Annotated in this window: 18 protein-coding genes; 8 read left to right on the top strand and 10 right to left on the bottom strand. The window is 52.8% G+C overall.

Annotated elements, in window-relative coordinates; all coding sequences use genetic code 11:
- Positions 1-108 precede the first annotated feature (108 nt).
- Positions 109-1,974: a translational GTPase TypA gene (typA, locus tag L2W48_RS08400; RefSeq protein ID WP_236099685.1), complete on the top strand. Its 1,866-nt coding sequence runs from the start codon at positions 109-111 to the stop codon at positions 1,972-1,974.
- A 32-nt stretch (positions 1,975-2,006) separates the two neighbouring features.
- Here typA and L2W48_RS08395 read toward each other — a convergent pair whose 3' ends face one another.
- Together L2W48_RS08395 and L2W48_RS08390 are read right to left on the bottom strand one after the other, a co-directional pair.
- Positions 2,007-2,264: a hypothetical protein gene (locus L2W48_RS08395; RefSeq protein WP_236099686.1), complete on the bottom strand. Its 258-nt coding sequence runs from the start codon at positions 2,262-2,264 to the stop codon at positions 2,007-2,009.
- Positions 2,261-3,391 (bottom strand): sensor histidine kinase, encoded by a 1,131-nt coding sequence (locus L2W48_RS08390; protein WP_236099687.1) that lies wholly within the window; start codon positions 3,389-3,391, stop codon positions 2,261-2,263. Before L2W48_RS08390 ends, L2W48_RS08395 begins: the two co-directional genes overlap by 4 nt.
- A gap of 106 nt (positions 3,392-3,497) precedes the next feature.
- Between L2W48_RS08390 and L2W48_RS08385 the strand changes: the two genes are divergently transcribed.
- The 3 genes from L2W48_RS08385 to L2W48_RS08375 all read left to right on the top strand — a co-directional run bounded on the left by L2W48_RS08385 (position 3,498) and on the right by L2W48_RS08375 (position 5,177).
- Entirely contained in the window at positions 3,498-4,544 is a 1,047-nt protein-coding gene (locus tag L2W48_RS08385) for an NAD(P)H-dependent glycerol-3-phosphate dehydrogenase (protein WP_236099688.1), read from the top strand.
- Between the two features lie 97 nt (positions 4,545-4,641).
- A complete protein-coding gene (locus tag L2W48_RS08380) occupies positions 4,642-4,812 on the top strand; it encodes a 4Fe-4S binding protein (protein ID WP_236099689.1) in 171 nt (56 codons plus the stop codon).
- A gap of 80 nt (positions 4,813-4,892) precedes the next feature.
- Positions 4,893-5,177, top strand: coding sequence for a hypothetical protein (locus L2W48_RS08375; RefSeq protein ID WP_236099690.1), 285 nt, complete (start codon positions 4,893-4,895; stop codon positions 5,175-5,177).
- 68 nt (positions 5,178-5,245) lie between these two features.
- Here the strand turns inward: L2W48_RS08375 and rpoD are convergent, their stop codons facing one another.
- From rpoD to L2W48_RS08360, 3 genes are all read right to left on the bottom strand, one after another.
- Positions 5,246-6,391, bottom strand: a complete 1,146-nt coding sequence (gene rpoD / locus L2W48_RS08370; protein ID WP_236114912.1) for an RNA polymerase sigma factor RpoD — start codon at positions 6,389-6,391, stop codon at positions 5,246-5,248.
- 220 nt (positions 6,392-6,611) lie between these two features.
- Positions 6,612-7,292: a hypothetical protein gene (locus L2W48_RS08365; protein ID WP_236099692.1), complete on the bottom strand. Its 681-nt coding sequence runs from the start codon at positions 7,290-7,292 to the stop codon at positions 6,612-6,614.
- A gap of 81 nt (positions 7,293-7,373) precedes the next feature.
- Positions 7,374-8,303, bottom strand: coding sequence for a chemotaxis protein CheV (locus L2W48_RS08360; RefSeq protein ID WP_236099693.1), 930 nt, complete (start codon positions 8,301-8,303; stop codon positions 7,374-7,376).
- A 111-nt stretch (positions 8,304-8,414) separates the two neighbouring features.
- On the opposite strand from L2W48_RS08360, the gene sfsA reads away from it, so the two are divergent.
- Complete coding sequence (gene sfsA, locus L2W48_RS08355; protein WP_236099694.1) at positions 8,415-9,515, top strand: DNA/RNA nuclease SfsA; 1,101 nt, start codon at positions 8,415-8,417, stop codon at positions 9,513-9,515.
- A 19-nt stretch (positions 9,516-9,534) separates the two neighbouring features.
- On the top strand, positions 9,535-10,152 hold the full coding sequence (locus L2W48_RS08350; protein ID WP_236099695.1) for a DedA family protein: 618 nt from the start codon (positions 9,535-9,537) through the stop codon (positions 10,150-10,152).
- Here the strand turns inward: L2W48_RS08350 and L2W48_RS08345 are convergent.
- The 5 genes from L2W48_RS08345 to glyA form a co-directional block, all read right to left on the bottom strand.
- A complete protein-coding gene (locus L2W48_RS08345; RefSeq protein ID WP_236099696.1) occupies positions 10,149-11,894 on the bottom strand; it encodes a thioredoxin domain-containing protein in 1,746 nt (581 codons plus the stop codon). The two genes, L2W48_RS08350 and L2W48_RS08345, sit on opposite strands and share 4 nt — an antisense overlap.
- The gene (locus tag L2W48_RS08340; protein WP_329606902.1) at positions 11,867-12,541 is read right to left on the bottom strand and encodes an HAD family hydrolase; all 675 of its coding nucleotides are present in this window, start codon (positions 12,539-12,541) and stop codon (positions 11,867-11,869) included. The genes L2W48_RS08345 and L2W48_RS08340 overlap by 28 nt, the downstream gene beginning before the upstream one ends.
- Positions 12,542-12,697: 156 nt before the next feature.
- Positions 12,698-13,039: a DUF190 domain-containing protein gene (locus L2W48_RS08335; protein ID WP_236099698.1), complete on the bottom strand. Its 342-nt coding sequence runs from the start codon at positions 13,037-13,039 to the stop codon at positions 12,698-12,700.
- A gap of 14 nt (positions 13,040-13,053) precedes the next feature.
- Positions 13,054-13,434, bottom strand: a complete 381-nt coding sequence (locus L2W48_RS08330) for a fluoride efflux transporter FluC (RefSeq protein WP_236116533.1) — start codon at positions 13,432-13,434, stop codon at positions 13,054-13,056.
- A gap of 116 nt (positions 13,435-13,550) precedes the next feature.
- On the bottom strand, positions 13,551-14,813 hold the full coding sequence (gene glyA, locus L2W48_RS08325; RefSeq protein ID WP_236099700.1) for a serine hydroxymethyltransferase: 1,263 nt from the start codon (positions 14,811-14,813) through the stop codon (positions 13,551-13,553).
- Positions 14,814-15,087: 274 nt separating this feature from the next.
- Between glyA and L2W48_RS08320 the strand changes: the two genes are divergently transcribed.
- Together L2W48_RS08320 and L2W48_RS08315 are read left to right on the top strand one after the other, a co-directional pair.
- Positions 15,088-16,395: a M20/M25/M40 family metallo-hydrolase gene (locus L2W48_RS08320; RefSeq protein WP_236099701.1), complete on the top strand. Its 1,308-nt coding sequence runs from the start codon at positions 15,088-15,090 to the stop codon at positions 16,393-16,395.
- 40 nt (positions 16,396-16,435) lie between these two features.
- Complete coding sequence (locus L2W48_RS08315) at positions 16,436-17,254, top strand: DUF3100 domain-containing protein (protein ID WP_236099702.1); 819 nt, start codon at positions 16,436-16,438, stop codon at positions 17,252-17,254.

Genomic DNA, 17,254 nt, shown 5'->3' with positions numbered 1-17,254 from the left:
ATTGTACGACCGATAGCTTCCACGACACTTGTGAAACGGGGAAGTTGGGTGTATCATCACTTTTTTGGGATCTCAAGAAAACTAAGATCCTACATAGGAGTGGTATAAGTGCATGCGGTAGAAAAAATACGTAACGTAGCAATAATAGCCCATATCGATCATGGGAAGACCACGTTGATCGATTCTATATTCCGAGCTACCAGGGTCTTCCGTGAAAACGCCAGGATCGAGGAAAGGGTTATGGACAGCGGAGAGCTTGAGAGAGAAAGAGGCATAACCATAACCTCGAAACACTGTACCGTCGAATGGGCCGACTATCTTATCAACATAGTGGACACCCCGGGACACGCCGATTTCTCCGGCGAGGTAGAGAGGGTCCTTTCCATGGTCGACTCGGTCCTTCTATTGGTGGACGCCAACGAGGGGCCCATGCCACAGACCCGTTACGTTCTATCCAGAGCTCTAAGTCTGGGATTGAACCCCATCGTGGTCATCAACAAAGTCGACCGTCCCAGAGCTGTCCCCGACCAGGCCCTCGATAAGACCATCGACCTGTTCATCGAGCTTGGAGCAAACGAGCACCAACTCGAGTTTCCCGTGCTGTACGGATCTGGGCTGGACGGTTGGCTGGTGAAGGACCTGGATGACGAGAGGGACGAGATGAACCCCCTCTTCGAGACCATAGTGGAAAGCGTCAAGGCCCCTGAGGCCAAACTTGACGAGCCTTTCCGTATGCAGATAAGCACCCTGGGCTGGAACGACTATGTAGGCCAGATAGGCTGTGGAAAGATAACCTCGGGGATAATAAAACAGGGAGAACCGTTCCTCCAGACCAAGACAAAATGGAGACATCCGTCCGAGACCTCCGAGGGTTGGGACGTGTTGGGATCCTCTCAGGAAAAGGCATCCCATATATGGGTGACGAGAGGACTCGACAGGGTAGAGGTCGAACAGGCCTGTGCAGGAGATATCGTATGGATAACGGGGCCAAAGGGAATCGACATAGGAGACACCTTCGCTTCTCCCGCCTCGAAGCAACCTCCCTTTCCTCCTTTGATGATAGAGGAACCTACCGTATCCATGTTTTTCCTGGTCAACAACGGCCCCTTCGCCGGAAGAGACGGATCACCTTTGACCTTGAGACAGCTCAAGGCGAGACTTGAGAGGGAGACCCACAGCAACGTGGCCCTCAGGGTAGAGGACCTAGGGAGACCGGACGGAGTCAAGGTATCCGGCAGAGGCGAGTTACAACTGGCCATTCTGATAGAGGAGATGATCCGGGAAGGATCGGAGCTCTGCGTATCCAGGCCGGAGGTCATAACCAAAAAGGACGACCTGGGGCATAGACTGGAGCCGCTGGAACAATTGGTGATAGAGGTTCCTGAATCCTATCAGGGAGTCGTCATAGAGAAACTGGCCCAGAGAAAGGCCGACCTTACCGATATGGCCGTTTTGGACACAGGAGTCGTCAAGATGACTTTCGACATCCCCACCAGGGGGCTGATCGGCTACAGAGGTGAGTTCCTCACCGATACCAGAGGCCTTGGGATAATGGCCTCCAGGTTCGTGGGATACGGTCACTGGAAGGGAGACATAACCTCCAGGAACAGGGGGTCGATGGTCAGCATGGACACCGGCTCAGCGACGGGATACCAGTTGGAGAACCTCCAGGAAAGAGGAACTCTCTTCATCGCACCAGGAACGGAAGTATACAACGGACAGGTCGTAGGGGAGAATTCCAGACCGGGGGACATACCGTGCAACCCGACCAAGAAAAAACAGACCTCCAACCACCGTTCGGCCACCAAGGACATGGGCATAAAACTCGACGTGCCCAGATCGGTCACCTTGGATAAGGCTCTCGAATGGATCGGAGACGACGAGCTGGTGGAGGCTACGCCGAAGGAAATTCGAATCAGAAAAGCCATCCTCGACATGAACGAGAGGAAAAAAGCGTCAAAGAAAACAGCTTAGACTGAAGGGGAGGGCATATGCCCTCCCCTTCTTCATTTATCCCTCAAGGTCTCATCAAGCAATTTTATAAGCTCCCCAACGGACCCCTCATTTAACCTTAACCTATGCTGCATCCTTCCCAGGTCGTCCAACACGAACAAAACAAATTGCCTAGTTCCGTCCTCCTGATGCCTTACGTCCACGGTAAAAGACGCGTCGGGGGCGACGGGATGGCAGGCTCCGTCGTCCACGTTGACGGTGGAACGAGCTAAGAAATCCAAAGCCGACGCCTTATGAGTCATCGACGTCACAGATCTTCACCTCCTTTGAGAGGAATCGTCAACCTTACGACGGTTCCACGTCCGGGAGAGCTCTCTATAGACAAAGATCCTCCTGCCAACTCTGCCCTTTCGTTCATGCTCCTCAAACCGTAGGACCCCCTCCTATCCGCCTCCAGCCTAGCCTTCTCAACGTCGAACCCTATTCCGTCGTCGGAAAGCTGCGCCCTTAAGCACTCTTCTCCCACCGAAATTCGAAGTGATATACTAGACGCCTTGCCGTTTCTGATGGCGTTTATCATCCCCTGGTAGAGTATCTTGAATATGTTGGCCCTCATGTAAAGGGGGATCTTCCACCCCATACCCTCCACCGAGACATCTATCTCGACTCCATGCCTATCCGAAAGCCTCTCTGTCAATCCTCCTATGGCTACATCCAAGCCCTGATCGAGTCCAGGAGGGGTCAGCTGATGCAAAACGGCCCTAACGTCTCTATCCGACTCGAAGATAGCGTCCTTTAGGCTGGAGATTTCCTTAATGGCATCGTCGTAGGCCCCCTCGGATATATAACGTTCCACCAGCTCGCTGATCATTACAGCATCGGCAAACTTTTGAGCCGGCCCGTCGTGGAGGTCCCTGGCCATATGGGCGCTCTCCCTCTCCGCCATGGCGATAGCCGCAGCCAGGACTCCGTGCTGTTCCGGGGTCTCGACCTTCTTACCGCTATCGATGATCTCCATTGCCATTCGAAAACGGGATCCCAGTTCCTCCGTCCTCTTCAGCATGGCTTCCTTGTGTCGTATCTCCCTGGCCAGGTGGTCTCTCATAGCGCGGAGATTTCTCTCCCTCTCCTCCAGACTACCGTGAAGCTTCATCAAGTGCTCAACCCGAAAATAGACCTCTTTCTCGTCTTTCTCCAGGTTCCCCTTAGCAGCTACCACAAGCTCTTTTCGAGCTTTTCTGCACTCTTGGCCACAGTTTTCACAGGCCTCGACCACTTCCTCCACCTGCTTTTGAACCGATCCGAATTCCTTACGGAAGGCCAAATAGGCCTCGTACTCCTCCATTCGAATCTGGGTCAACTCGTCCATACCTTCCGAGAGAATATCGGTCACGTCGGTAAAGATACGGTCGATTCGATTGATCGAGTTCTGATCCATGTTCTCTAGCCTCCAAAAATGTGCAATCCACGTCCTTGTAGTATATTAGTATCGACCAGCATTCAGTCAAGTAGCATGAGGATGTTCGACGAAAGGAGGGCGACTTATGAGAGATGAAAGCCGACGCCCGAAACCAGTGAATATAACCGTCATGGGATCCGGAAGCTGGGGAACCGCTCTAGCGAAGGTGGCTGCAAACAAAGGACATTCGGTCGTTCTATGGTGTAGAGACGAAAAACAGGCCGAACTCATATCGAAATCCGGCAAAAACGATCGGTATCTTCCAGACGTAGATCTACCACCAAATATAACACCTACAAGCGATCTCGTGTCGGCAATGAAACACTCCAATATGTGGATAATGGCGGTTCCGACCCAGGCATCCAGATCGTTGCTCTCGAAACTAAGATCTATCGAGAACGATATGGACGAGATATCCATCTGTAACGTAGCCAAGGGAATAGAGATAAATACACTAAAAAGGGTCAGCCAGATCGTCCAGGAACTGACGCCTAAGTGTAAATACACCGTATTGTCCGGCCCTAGCCACGCGGAAGAGGTGGTAAAGGGGCTGCCTACCGCGGTCGTCGTGGCCTCCGACCATCAGGAAGAGACCTCTTTATGGCAGGACATCCTGACCGGAGAAACTTTCCGGATATACTCCAGCGAGGACGTATGCGGCGTCGAGACCGGAGGAGCGCTTAAAAACGTCATAGCCATAGCTTCCGGGCTAGCCCATAGAATGGAGATGGGAGACAACGCCACGGCGGCCCTGGTCAGTAGGGGCTTGGCCGAGATAATGAGATTGGCCGTTGCCATGGGATCTCACCCGATAACCTTGGCTGGTCTGGCGGGAATAGGAGACCTCATGGTGACGGCATACAGTCGACATTCGAGAAACTTCCGTCTCGGTATGGCCTTGGGAGAAGGGTTATCCCTGGAAGAGGCCATCGAAACTCTAGGACAGGTGGCGGAAGGGGCATACACGGTCAAGGCTGCAGTAGAGCTAGGCAAGAAGCTCAAGGTAGAGCTTCCAATATCAGAATCGGTATACCAGGTTCTTTACGAGGGGCTATCCCCTAAAGAAGCCATTCGAGAGCTGATATCCCGAGATCCCAAGCCAGAATACCCTCCACACATATTTCAAGAATAGTATTGAAAGAGAATATCAAAAGGGGGGGGTTGCTATAACCCCTCCATGTATTGTATAGTTTGGTGGGAGTTCAATAAACATGGAGGAGGGAATTTTCATGGCAGCGAAAGTAGATAAAGAAACCTGCGTAGGTTGTGAGAGCTGTGTGGGCACCTGCCCCGTAGAGGCTATCGAGATGAACGACGGCAAGGCCGTCGTCGAAGAAGGCAAGTGCGTCGAGTGCGGAGCCTGCGTATCCGCCTGCCCGGTGGATGCAATCAGCCTCTAAGATAGAGACTGCTTTTACGGGAGGCCACCTCTTTTAGAGGTGGTCTCTCTGTGTGTAGGTCCAGGAGGAGGATGCCGTTTATGTGGATAAAGATATGCGAGGGAATAATGTTGATATGTTTCGGCATGGCCTGGCCCGCCTCTATATGGAAAAGCGTGACGTCCAAAAGCACCAAGGGAAAAAGCCTGTCCTTCATGCTGATAATATTGGTGGGATACGCCGCTGGGATAGTTAAAAGTCTCATCGAACCTGAGATATCGTGGCCGGTTCTGTCTCTCTATTTGCTCAACACTGCCATGGTAACGGCCGACACAGCACTGTACTTCAGAAACAAAAGGCTGGAGGAAGGAGCCCTCCCCGCCTAGACCGGAATATCCCTATAAATTAAAAAGGTCGGAGAACCGTCTAAATAGACGAGCCTCCGACCTTTTTATCATTCGAGAAAATCCCTGAGCTTCTTGCTCCTGCTGGGATGACGAAGCTTTCTGAGAGCCTTGGCCTCTATCTGACGAATACGCTCTCGAGTGACGCCGAAACGACGCCCGACCTCTTCCAAGGTGTAGGATCTGCCGTCCTCCAGACCGAAACGATATCGCAGAACTTCCCTCTCCCTGTCGGAGAGGGCATCCAGCATATCCTCGATCTGCTCGTGGAGAAGATTGCAGGACGCGGCGTCTTCCGGGCTCGGCATATCTCGATCCTCTATGAAATCGCCTAACTGGCTGTCCTCTTCCTCGCCGATCGGGGTCTCCAAAGAGACGGGCAACTGGGCGATTCTACGGATTTCCTCGACCTTGGTGGACTCTATCTCCATGGCCTCGGATATTTCCTCGTCGGTAGGCTCTCTCCCCATCCTCTGGACTAACTGCCGGGAGACCCTAACCATCTTGTTTATCGTCTCAACCATGTGGACCGGTATCCTGATGGTCCTGGCCTGGTCCGCTATGGCCCTGGTGATAGCCTGACGTATCCACCATGTAGCGTATGTGCTGAACTTAAAGCCCTTACGGTAGTCGAACTTCTCTACCGCCCTTATAAGCCCTAGGTTTCCCTCCTGGATCAAATCCAAAAACAACATCCCTCGGCCTATGTATTTTTTAGCTATGCTGACCACCAGACGTAGGTTGGCGTCTATTATCTTCTGTTTGGCTACCTGATCTCCATCCTCCACCCTCTTGGCGAGCTCCACCTCTTCGGAGGCATCAAGAAGGTCTACCTTACCGATCTCCCGGAGATACATTCTCACGGGATCGGTCAGAGGGATATCGTCAAGTTTGCCCAGTTCGTCGACATAGACGTGCTCCTCGTCGGAGGAGGCAGCCGCCGATTTATCGGACTTCAGCCTGGGATCTCCGTCCTCTATAACCTCTATCCCTAACTCCATAAGGTTATCGAAGACGTTCTCCAGCACCTCTGTACTCCAGAACTCTATCGGTATGAACTTCTCGATATCCTTCTGAGTGACATAACCGTTCTTACGACCCTGCATTATGAGCTGTCGGATACGCTCCATGTACATCTTAAGGTCGTCACGGGAAATTTTCATCTTTTTAGGCGATTTACTCTTTGACCCAGCCATATATCCACTACTCCCCCTGCTTTTTATCAAACCTCGAGAGCCTGACGTCTAGTATCATCTTACATCAAAAAAGTCCGATCTCAATGGCTCATAGACTTTTTGAGACAAAACGAAAAGCACCACGACAAGAGAGAGGGGACGCATAACATCCCCTCTCTCCGATACCTAACACCTACAGGAACTCATATTGTAACACGACTACGTAAATTATCCAAAGAGATCATCCTAAAGCCAGACGAAAATCGAATATAGGAGGCATGGATACATCCGGAGGGGGGCCTACGACGTTTCTCGTCTCGCTCATCTCGAAGGAATGCAGTACCGTAGCGATTCGGAGGTCCATCACATCGTCGGTTTCGTAGGGCACCGAGGAGCGTCTGAATCCGAATTTCTCCGCATAGTAGGGAATTAAATGATCGACGGAGCAGTGACGCCCCATAGCAAACAACAGATCATCGATAAAACCGGCTTCATCTTTCAGGGGCAGAGGAGTGGCCATCATTATTATCTTTCTGGTCCCTCTAGGCATGGAGGAGCTCCTGAAAACACACTCTGTCACACCGGCTATAAGGGCACTGTCGCCGCTTTCCTCCCCCTCCTCCAATACACCGTAGACTACATCCTCCATCGCCGGAGAATATCCGAACATCAAGGTAAAACCCAGGGAAAATCCGGCCATCCCCTCAGGATCTCCGTCCCAGGTCATGGTACCGGCTATCCCGGAACCCAGACCACTGACGTAGAGGAACTCGCTCCCCAAGGCCAGGGCACCCTGAGCCAGCCCCACCATTTTATCCCCGTAAAAACTGTTCACCGAGACCGGACGCCAATCCATATCGTAGGGGAACAGGTCTGACACCTCGAAGTCGAGGTCGTTTTCCCAATAAGGTAGGCGATTCATCCTAGTCCCCTCCCCTCTGTGAAGTTCGTCCTATTCAAAAATGGCGGCCACCGACGTGACCGCCACGGAAATCGACCGATATCAGTCTGAAGACTTCCCGGAACTTCGTTCCAGGAGAAGTTCGCAGACCTTTTCAACCAGGCCGCCGATCTCCGGCTTGGTTATCTGAGCCTCAGCTCCGATGCTGGCGGCCTTTCGTCTTATGTCGTCCGCCATTATGGACGAGAATATCACGACAGGCATATCCCTCCGCTCCTCGTCCTGCTTTACCAGTCGAGTAAGGGCGAAGCCGTCCATCTTGGGCATCTCGATGTCGGATATCAACAGATCGAAGTGACCTGGATCCTCCTCGCTGATCCGATCCCAGGCCGCCTTTCCGTGTCCGACGCTCTCCACGTTGTGAAACCCGCCGTCTGCCAATACGTCTATGACCTGTCTGCGGATAAGGGGTGAATCCTCCGCTACAAGTATACGGTAACGGTCCAGGTCCCCCAGCCCAAGTGTCAATTTGGCCGCCTTGACCTCGTCGAGACGATATTGAGACATCAAGGAGGGATTCACCGTCTGGACTATCCTCTCGTAATCGAGAAGTATTATGTTTCGATCGTCCCTTTTTATGACGTAGAGGGAGTTCTCTCCCAGAAACGTCCCGGTAAGGGATGCATCCAGCTCGTCGGAATTGATCCGATATATCCGTTCCACTCCCTCGACGACGAAACCGAGCTTTATCTCGTTGAATTCGGCTATTATGATCTTGCTGTTCTCCAGTTCGACGTCCGTATCGATCTTGAGATATCTGCCCAGGTCCACCAGGGGGAGGACCTCTCCTCTGACAGTGGTGATCCCTATCATCGCTGGATTGGCGTCCGGAACGGGACGGCAACCGGTCCACCTTAAAATTTCCCGAGTCTTGTCGACGTTGATGGCAAAAGCCTGCTGGCCGAGGTAAAAAACCACGACCTGCCATTCGTTGGTTCCGACCTCGGTGAGGATCTTTTCGTTAACCCGCATAGTCACTACCCCCATTCACACAGGTCGTCTCATATTTTCTACAGTTTACCATAAAACCCATAGAACCGAACGCCACGAGACAAAAGGAAGACGGCGTGTTATAGTCTCGCCATGAATTTATACGACCCCTTCAAAAACGAAGTCAAGATCAAAGGGACCTTTATAGTTCGATCCAACCGTTTCGTCGTTAAATGCGACATCGACGGCGAAATCTTCGATTGCCACCTCCCCAATCCCGGACGCCTGTGGGAGCTTCTCTTCCCGGGGGTAACTCTTTTTCTCGTCGAGAACAGGGGCGGAAAGACCGCCTACACGGCGATAGCGGTGGATACCCTCGAAGGTCCGGTCTTGCTGCACACCCATAAGGCCAACGACCTAGTGGAAGAACTGTTGAAAAACAGGGAGATCCCGTCTTTTCGGGAAAAAAAACCGATCAAGAGGGAGATTTCCGTAGGTAAAAGCAGATTCGACTTCCTGCTCAAGGGAAACTCAAGACCGACCCTTCTCGAGGTAAAATCCTGTACCCTTTTCGGCAAACGAGGCTCCATGTTTCCCGACGCGCCGTCGGAGAGAGCGGTCAGACACGTGAAGGAACTGGAACATCTTTCTTCCGAGGGCTACGACGCCGCGGTGATCTTCGTCGTCCAGTCGAGAAAACCCGAATGGTTTCTACCCGATTTCCACACCGATCCCAAATTCGCCGACGCCATATACCACGCCAGAGACCGCATCGAAGTGGTGGCTCTCTCCGTACCCTGGAGGTCAGATCTGACCCTATCGGAAAGCCCGGTGGAACTCCCGATACCCTGGGAAAAGATGAGATACGAAAACGAGGACAGAGGAACATCCCTGATCGTGTACGACCTGACCGGGGCGGATGAACTGCCTCCGGGACATTACGTGCTCGTAGTCGAAACCGACGAGAATCTATCGTCAGCCACGACAAAGGCAGTCAGGAAAAGGCGGAGGATCGTGGACTTGGAGGACCGTCTGAACAGCCAGAGGCGATCGGTCAAGACCATACCGATAAGATCTTCGAAAAAACTGGGAAGACGGATCTACGAACAGCTCTACCCACTGTCCTCGATGGATGAAGGCATAGCAAAACTATCGTACGACGGACGGTGGCTGTTGAGATTCGAGGAGTCGCCCTTCTTGTTGAAAGACTTTGTGGACGTCGTCGTGGCAAACAGGATCGATAGACTATCCTAATTAAGAGGAGAGAGTGGATATGCTACACGAGATGATAACTTGGTTGGTCTCGACGGTGGGATCCATGGGATACCCCGGAATAATTTTTCTGATGTTTCTGGAGTCCTCGTTCTTTCCGTTTCCCAGCGAGGTAGTCATACCTCCGGCGGGATACCTGGCCCATCAGGGTGAGATGCATCTATCGCTGGTGATACTCGCAGGAATAGCAGGAAGCCTGCTGGGAGCCCTATTCAACTACTGGCTCTCCATAACGGTCGGGCGGTCGTTCTTCGAGAGATACGGTCGTTACTTTCTCGTCTCCCGATCGAGCCTGGACAAAGCGGAAGAATTCTTCGATCGGCACGGACACATAAGCACCTTCATAGGCAGACTGATCCCGGGAGTCAGACAATACATATCCCTACCTGCAGGGGTGGCCAAGATGCCTCTTCTGCCTTTTTGCGTGTTCACCGCCATAGGGGCCGGCATATGGGTCGTCATACTGGCCCTGGTCGGCTACTGGCTGGGCAGCCAAGGAGACCTAGCGCTCAAATATGTGCATAAGATCTCCCTGGCATTGATATCGATCTGTTCAGTAACGGTGATAATATACGTCGTCGCAGTAAGACGCAGAAACTCCGATAAAAATCGATCCTAAGGCAGAACCCTCGACAGTGCCGTCAGAAGATGAGAATAACCTCCGGGAACCCGTTTCACCCCGTCTCCGAAGGAAGTTATCACCTCGACGGCCCTGTCTCTATAGCTCTTTTCCTCGGTACACTCCCACAATGTAACCAGATTGTTCGCCATAACGGCGTTGCCGGAGGGATACAGACCGTCCCGTCCGTGAGACCGGGAGAATAGGATCCCCTCTCCGGCATTTTCTGAGAGGATATATCCCCTTCCTTCAAGGCCGAAAAGTTCCTCGCATCGTACTAAGAGTTTTTTCGCCCTCTCCCTCCAGACCATATTGTCCGTCGACCTATAGGTCTCCAGAAAAGCCCATATAACCGCGGCATAGTCGTCCAGAGTGGCAGGAATATCTCCTATATGAAATAGTTCCCCCTCGCTCCATATCCTGGAACACTCTCTCTCCGCGAGAACCACGTAATTTCTTCGGTCCATGACCCGTCCGCAACGAGCCAGAGCGGCGATAAAAAAGCCGTTCCAGTCCGACAGTATCCGTCCGTTCTTTTCGGGCTCCATCCGTTCCCGCCTGAGAGACGATAGGACCTGCCTCCCCTTGGCCAACAGGTCCTCAAGGTCCTGTTCGTCCTCCATCCCCTCATCCTCGGCCAGTCGATCCAGAGGTGTGGTCAAAAAAAGGACGTTCTTGCCGGAGGGACTACCGGTGGTCTCTTCGATGTAGTTCCCTTCGTCCGTTATGCCGTAAGCCCTCTTGAAAAGCCCGGCGTCTTCTCCCAGAGCGGAGTCTATCTCGTCGGACGTCCAGAGATAATAGTCCATATCGCCGTCTTCCGTCTCGTAGCTTTGAGATGCAAAAAAGCCCCTGCCCGGAGAATAAAGGTTCAAAAGGGTGTAGGCCAAGGTCTCGTCGGCCCCCCTCCAGTAGGACACCTTTCCATATCTGTCGAACCCCTCGGCGAAGGCCATGGCCGCCATGGCCTGGTCCACCAGTAGCTTTTCAAAACGGGGTCTACGCCATTCTCTGTCGAGAGTGCAGCTGTGGAAGCCTCCTCCGAGATGATCTCTGATGGCCCCCATGGACATACCGTCCAAGGACAGACGAAAAGCCTCGTCGCATCTCTTACATCCCGTTCGACGGTCGTATTCGGACAAGAACAGCAGCTCCTGGACGGAGGTAAACTTGCCCCCCTGGCCAAAACCGCCCCAAAGCTCGTCCAGATCGTTCAACAACTCCTCGGATGCGACCTTCAAGGTCGACTCGGGTATGTCGGATGTCCCGGTTACCGTCGATTTTTTTAAAGACTCCAAAACCTCCTCGGACGCCCGAACCAGAGCTTCGTTTTCGGTTAGCCAAAGCCACTTTATCCTTGGCAGACAGTCCAAAAAACCGGGACGATCCGGAGTCCCTTTCAGAGGCATGTAGGAAGATACGAAAAAAGGCTTCAGATCGGGGGTCAGGAATAGATTCAAAGGCCACCCTCCGGAACCGTTCATTATTCGATTGACCGACATAGCGCTGTCGCTCAAGATCGGGAAGCTTTCCCGCTCCACCCTGACCGGGACGAAGTCCTCGTTGAGCAACTTAGCCACCTCGTCGTTAGCGAAGCTCTCCCTGTATTCGATATTACAGAGACGACAGGTGGGAGATCCGATGTACAGAAAAAGCGGCTTATGCTCTTCCTTGGATCGCCGGACGGCCTTTTCTCCCCAGGAAGACCACCGGATCAGATCGTCGCATCCCGATCCACACATATCAGTCCCTCCTCCTCTAATAGCTCAGGCAAATCGCCTATCCCGTTCAAAGTCCTCCATGCGCCGGCGGCCTCCAGATCTTCCCTGGAGAAATTCCCGGAGGCCAGGCCGACTCCTTTCATACCGGCGGCCACTGTGGTTCTCATGTCTATGTCGGTATCCCCGACGTAAAGGGTCCCATCGGGGCTTCCTCCCAATTCTTTCATGGCCGCAAGGATCATGTCGGGCTCCGGTTTGGGACGATAGAGATCGCCCAACCCCATTACGAGATCAAAACGGTCGAAGAGCCCCACTGCCTTGACCACAGGCTCTGCGACATGCCTGTTGGTGGCTACCCCGACCCTAAGGTTCATAGCCCTGAGTTTTTCGATGGCGGGAATCGTTTCCGGGAACGGCACTATTCCCGCATACTCCGTCTCGCTGAAGATACGACGATATTCGGAGAGACAATTTTCGTCGTACTCCCCCCATAGGGAGTGAAGTCCCTTAGCCAGAGGAATGCCGATTATCCCCAAAACCTGCTCCCTCGTAACCTTTGGGAGCCCCATATTTTCGGCCACGGCGTTCATACAGTCGGTTATACCCTGACTGCTGTCGACCAGGGTCATGTCAAAGTCAAAAAGGACGACCTCGATCAAAAAAATCACCTATCTCTCAATTTGAATTATATATAACTCGAGGGGGAACCGGAAAACTCATCCCGGTTCCCCCGAAAACCCCTTCTACCCATAGATGGAGAGTCACAGAAAGGAACGCTTATTAATTGACAGACCTCAAAAACGCAGGCCCTCCGTGATTTTTCTTCAAACCCTAGAGGGACGGTAAAAATCCACGTGAACCGACTCCCGTAACACCATTCCTCCATCCATAGCCTCGTCCAAAAAGGATGCGAAATCATCCAATTTTTCCGGGGTGTCGACTATATCTATTACTATGGGAAGATCTTCGGAAAGACGGAGAACCTCGGCAAAGTGAATTTTGGATCCAGCTCCGAAACCAGCAAGCCCCTTGAAGACGGTGGCTCCTGCCAGACCCCTTCGCCTAGCTTCCTCGAGAAGATACCTATACAGAGGGCGACCGTTTCGATAATCGCTCTCGCCGATATAGATTCTAAAACGCTCCCATTCTTCGTGTCGAACAGTCATATCTCCAAACCTCCTCAGAGCAACCTAGCCAGGACGACACCGCCCCAAGCGGCACCGATGCCCAGGAGCTGACTTCCAAAAAGGTAGAAAAGGGCCGCACCGACTGCGGAGGAAGACAACAACCGGAAACCCTCGAAGGTCATGGTTGAAAAAGTCGTGAAGGATCCAACGAAACCGGTCAAGACCATAAAGGCCAAAGGACCGGACAAAAGATAACGTTCGTTGGCCAAGGTCCACAGAAACCCGAAGATCAGACACCCTATAACGTTAACAGCCATCGTCCCCAGAGGAAAGGTTCCTCCGAAACGTTCCTGAACCCACCCTCCCAGACCATACCGGCAGAGAGCTCCCAAAGCGCCTGCTCCCATCATACAGGCTATTTTCGACATCGTCATAACCACCTTTTCAGCATGCCCGAAAGAGGCCTCTTAACACCGGATCACAGTGTACCATAGCCAAGGGGGAACCGGAAAACTCGCTCCGGCTCCCCCCTTTTTACCTAACCTATATCTTATTTACAGAGCCCCGGATAAAGGGGCTTAGATCCACAGAGATCTAGAACCTCGGCTCTTACCGCCTCCAGATTAGAGGGGTTTTCGACATCGGAGATCACCCTACCTATCCAATCGGCGATTTTTACCATCTCGTCCGGGCCGAATCCCCTGGTGGTAACTGCCGGAGTCCCCACCCTTACTCCGCTGGTCACGAAGGGACTGAGGGTCTCGAAGGGAACCGTGTTCTTGTTCACCGTTATCCCCGCCTCGTCAAGTGCCAACTGGGCGGCCTTTCCCGTTACTCCCTTACTGGTAAGGTTCAAAAGCAGGAGATGGTTGTCGGTTCCGCCGGAGACGAGATGAAAATCACGTTTTTTCAATTCCTTCGCAAGAATAGAGGCGTTCTCGATAACTCGCCTCTGATAATCCTTGAAATCCGGCTTTAAAGCCTCGGCGAAAGACACCGCCTTGGAGGCTATCACGTGCATCAGAGGACCACCCTGCATCCCCGGGAAAATCGCCGAATCGATCTTCTTGGCGTGTTCGGCCTTACACATTATCATACCGCCCCTGGGCCCCCTGAGGGTCTTATGGGTCGTGGTGGTCACGAAATCGCAGAAGGGAACCGGATCCTTGTGGTATCCCGCGGCTATCAACCCGGCTATATGGGCGATATCGAACATTAGATAGGCTCCTACCTCGTCGGCAATCTCACGAAACCTCTCCGCGTCGATCTCCCTGGGATAGGCGCTGGCGCCGCAGACGATCATCTTCGGGTTGTGCTCTTTGGCCAGACGGCGGACCTCGTCGAAATCGATGGTCTCGGTTTCCTTGTCGACTCCGTAGGGTATCACGTTGTAAAGCTTGCCGGAGAAGTTCACCGGTGAACCATGAGTGAGGTGACCGCCATGGGACAGGTTCATGGCGAGAATCGTATCCCCCGGCTCCAGCACGGAGAAATAGACACCCATGTTGGCCTGGCTCCCCGAATGGGGCTGAACGTTCACGTGATCGCAACCGAAAAGCTCTTTGGCCCTCTCTATGGCCAGCTTTTCCGCCTTATCGACGATCTCGCAACCTCCGTAGTACCTCTTATCAGGGTATCCCTCAGCATACTTGTTCGTGAGAACCGACCCCATGGCGGCCAATACCGCAGGAGAGACGAAATTCTCCGAGGCGATAAGCTCTATCTGTCTTTCCTGGCGACGAGCCTCCTCACAGATAATCTCGGATATCTCCGGATCCACCTGGCGTATAACCTCTGCTCCATCGATAGTCATTTAAAAACCACCTTTCACCGTCAAGGTAAAGCTATTCTGAACAAACTCCTCGACAGACTTTCGTCTATTATAACAAAAAGCCTATAGGACAAGAAGAGATCTATTATTGAAGTTCCTGAGGTCTCCCATAAAAAAATAAAATCCTCCCTTACATTAGCGACAAAGTCGACTAGCTTTTCAGCCTTTTATGGATACACCTTCGCTTCAGTGTGCTATAGTATTGCAAGTCGACGCAGAAAAGCCAGAACCTGCGAGAAAAAAGGAGGGATCTCTCTTGGAACTGAATTCCATAAAAAGATCGATATGCGAAGCTATAGACAGTGATGCGGAGAGAGTCATATCCCTGGCAAAGGATATAGAGATGGAACCGGAGCTGGGATTCAAAGAACACAAGACCTCCGTCAAGGTGGCCAATTTCATGAAAGGGCTGAACCTAAACCCGATGGAAGGGCTGGCCGGAACCGGAGTGAAGGCCAAACTCAAAGAGGACTCCTCTGGCCCCAACGTAGCCGTCTTAGGGGAATTAGACGGAATAATCTGTTCCGACAGCCCTAAGGCAAACCGTGAGACCGGCGCCAGCCATACCTGCGGGCACCACCTTCAGATAGGCACCCTTATGGCTGTAGCCTCCGGTTTCGCTAAATCCGACGTGGCCCGACACCTAGGTGGTAACGTCACCTTCTTCGCAGTCCCCGCCGAGGAGTTCATCGAGATAGGCGAGAGAAGCGACATGAGAACCAGAGGGGAAATAGGCTTTCTAGGAGGCAAGCAGGAACTTATCAGGATAGGAGCGTTCGACGATATAGACATGGCCATGATGGTCCATGCCGGAACGGATATGCCAGAGCCCTCCATCGGAATAGGAGAGACCGGAAACGGCTTCGTGGCCAAGACGATAAGGTACCTGGGGAAGGCTACTCACGCCGCCGCTGCTCCCGACGAGGGCATAAACGCCCTCAACGCCGCGGTGCTGGGAATAAACGGAGCTCACGCCATGAGAGAGACCTTCAGGGACGACGACCACGTCAGACTCCATTTCATCATCACCAAGGGTGGAGACACTGTCAATAGCGTCCCGGCAGACGTTCGAATGGAAGCCTATGTAAGAGGCAAGACGTTGAAGAGCATAGACGACACCCACGGAAAGTTCGACAGGGCGCTGAGGGCCGGAGGTGACGCAGTAGGAGCCAAGACCGAGATAAACACAATACCGGGATACCTACCTCTGGCCTGCGACAGCAGGCTTAACGACGTATTCGCTCGAAACGCCGGATCAGTCTTGCCCGATTCGAAAATTCTGAGGGTAGGTCACTTCAACGCTTCCACCGACATGGGAGACATATGCCACATAATGCCGGCCATACACCCCTACACAGGCGGAGTATCAGGAGCTCTTCACTCCAAAGACTTTACCGTTCACGACTATCAGGCAGCGGTGATAGTTCCAGCCAAGATAATGGCCATGACCATAGTCGATTTGCTGGCAAACGGAGCTACTGAAGGGAGGGATCTACTGGACGGATACAGACCTTTGATGACCAAGCAGGAATATCTGGAGACGTTGCAGGGGTACTTCTCTTGAAGGAGGATCCCGGAGTGGAATCGATCGAGGAGGGACGAAGTTGAAAGAAGGCATAAAAAACGTCAAAATCCACGCCATCGTGCTGATATTGGTCGTGGTAAGCGAATTTATAGGTATTCACTCTTTTAAGATAGGCCCAGGAACACTTGTACTGCTGCCGATGCTCTACGCTCTGATCATAGGCTCTCTCATGGGACCCAAGTTCCTGAAGGTGGTCAAGCAGAAGGACATGGTAGACGCTGGAAGCCTAGTCGGAGTAACCTTGATGCTCCTGATGGCAAGATACGGCACCTTGGTAGGTCCAAACCTTCCTGCCATAATCAAGTCCGGTCCAGCCCTTATTCTTCAGGAATTCGGCAACCTTGCGACCCTGATGCTTGGAATTCCTCTGGCGGTGTTCCTAGGTCTCAAGAGAGAGGCCATCGGAGCAGCCCACTCCGTGGCCAGAGAGCCTAACGTAGCCCTTATAGGGGATATCTACGGCCTGGACGGTCCAGAGGGACAGGGAGTCATGGGCGTCTACATATGCGGCACCGTTTTCGGGACCATCTTCTACGGCTTGATGGCCACCACAGCTGCCGCTTATCTGCCCATCAGCCCCAAGGCATTGGCGATGGCGTCAGGGGTCGGAAGCGCCAGCATGATGACCGCATCTGTAGGATCTCTGTCGGCCATGTTCCCCGACATAGCCGGGGAACTGCAAGCACTCGGCGCGGCAAGCAACATGCTCTCCGGATTGGACGGACTCTACATGTCCCTATGGATGGCCCTACCCATGTCGGAATGGCTGTACAGGGTAACCTACAAAGCCAAATACGGAACTGCTCCGGAACGATTCGTCAGGAAGGGAGACGAATAG

Origin of the sequence: Dethiosulfovibrio russensis, from assembly GCF_021568855.1 — a bacterium.
Lineage (GTDB): Bacteria > Synergistota > Synergistia > Synergistales > Dethiosulfovibrionaceae > Dethiosulfovibrio > Dethiosulfovibrio russensis.
The sequence above is the reverse complement of the archived record's forward strand: the minus strand, read 5'-3'. Positions and strand labels throughout refer to the sequence as shown.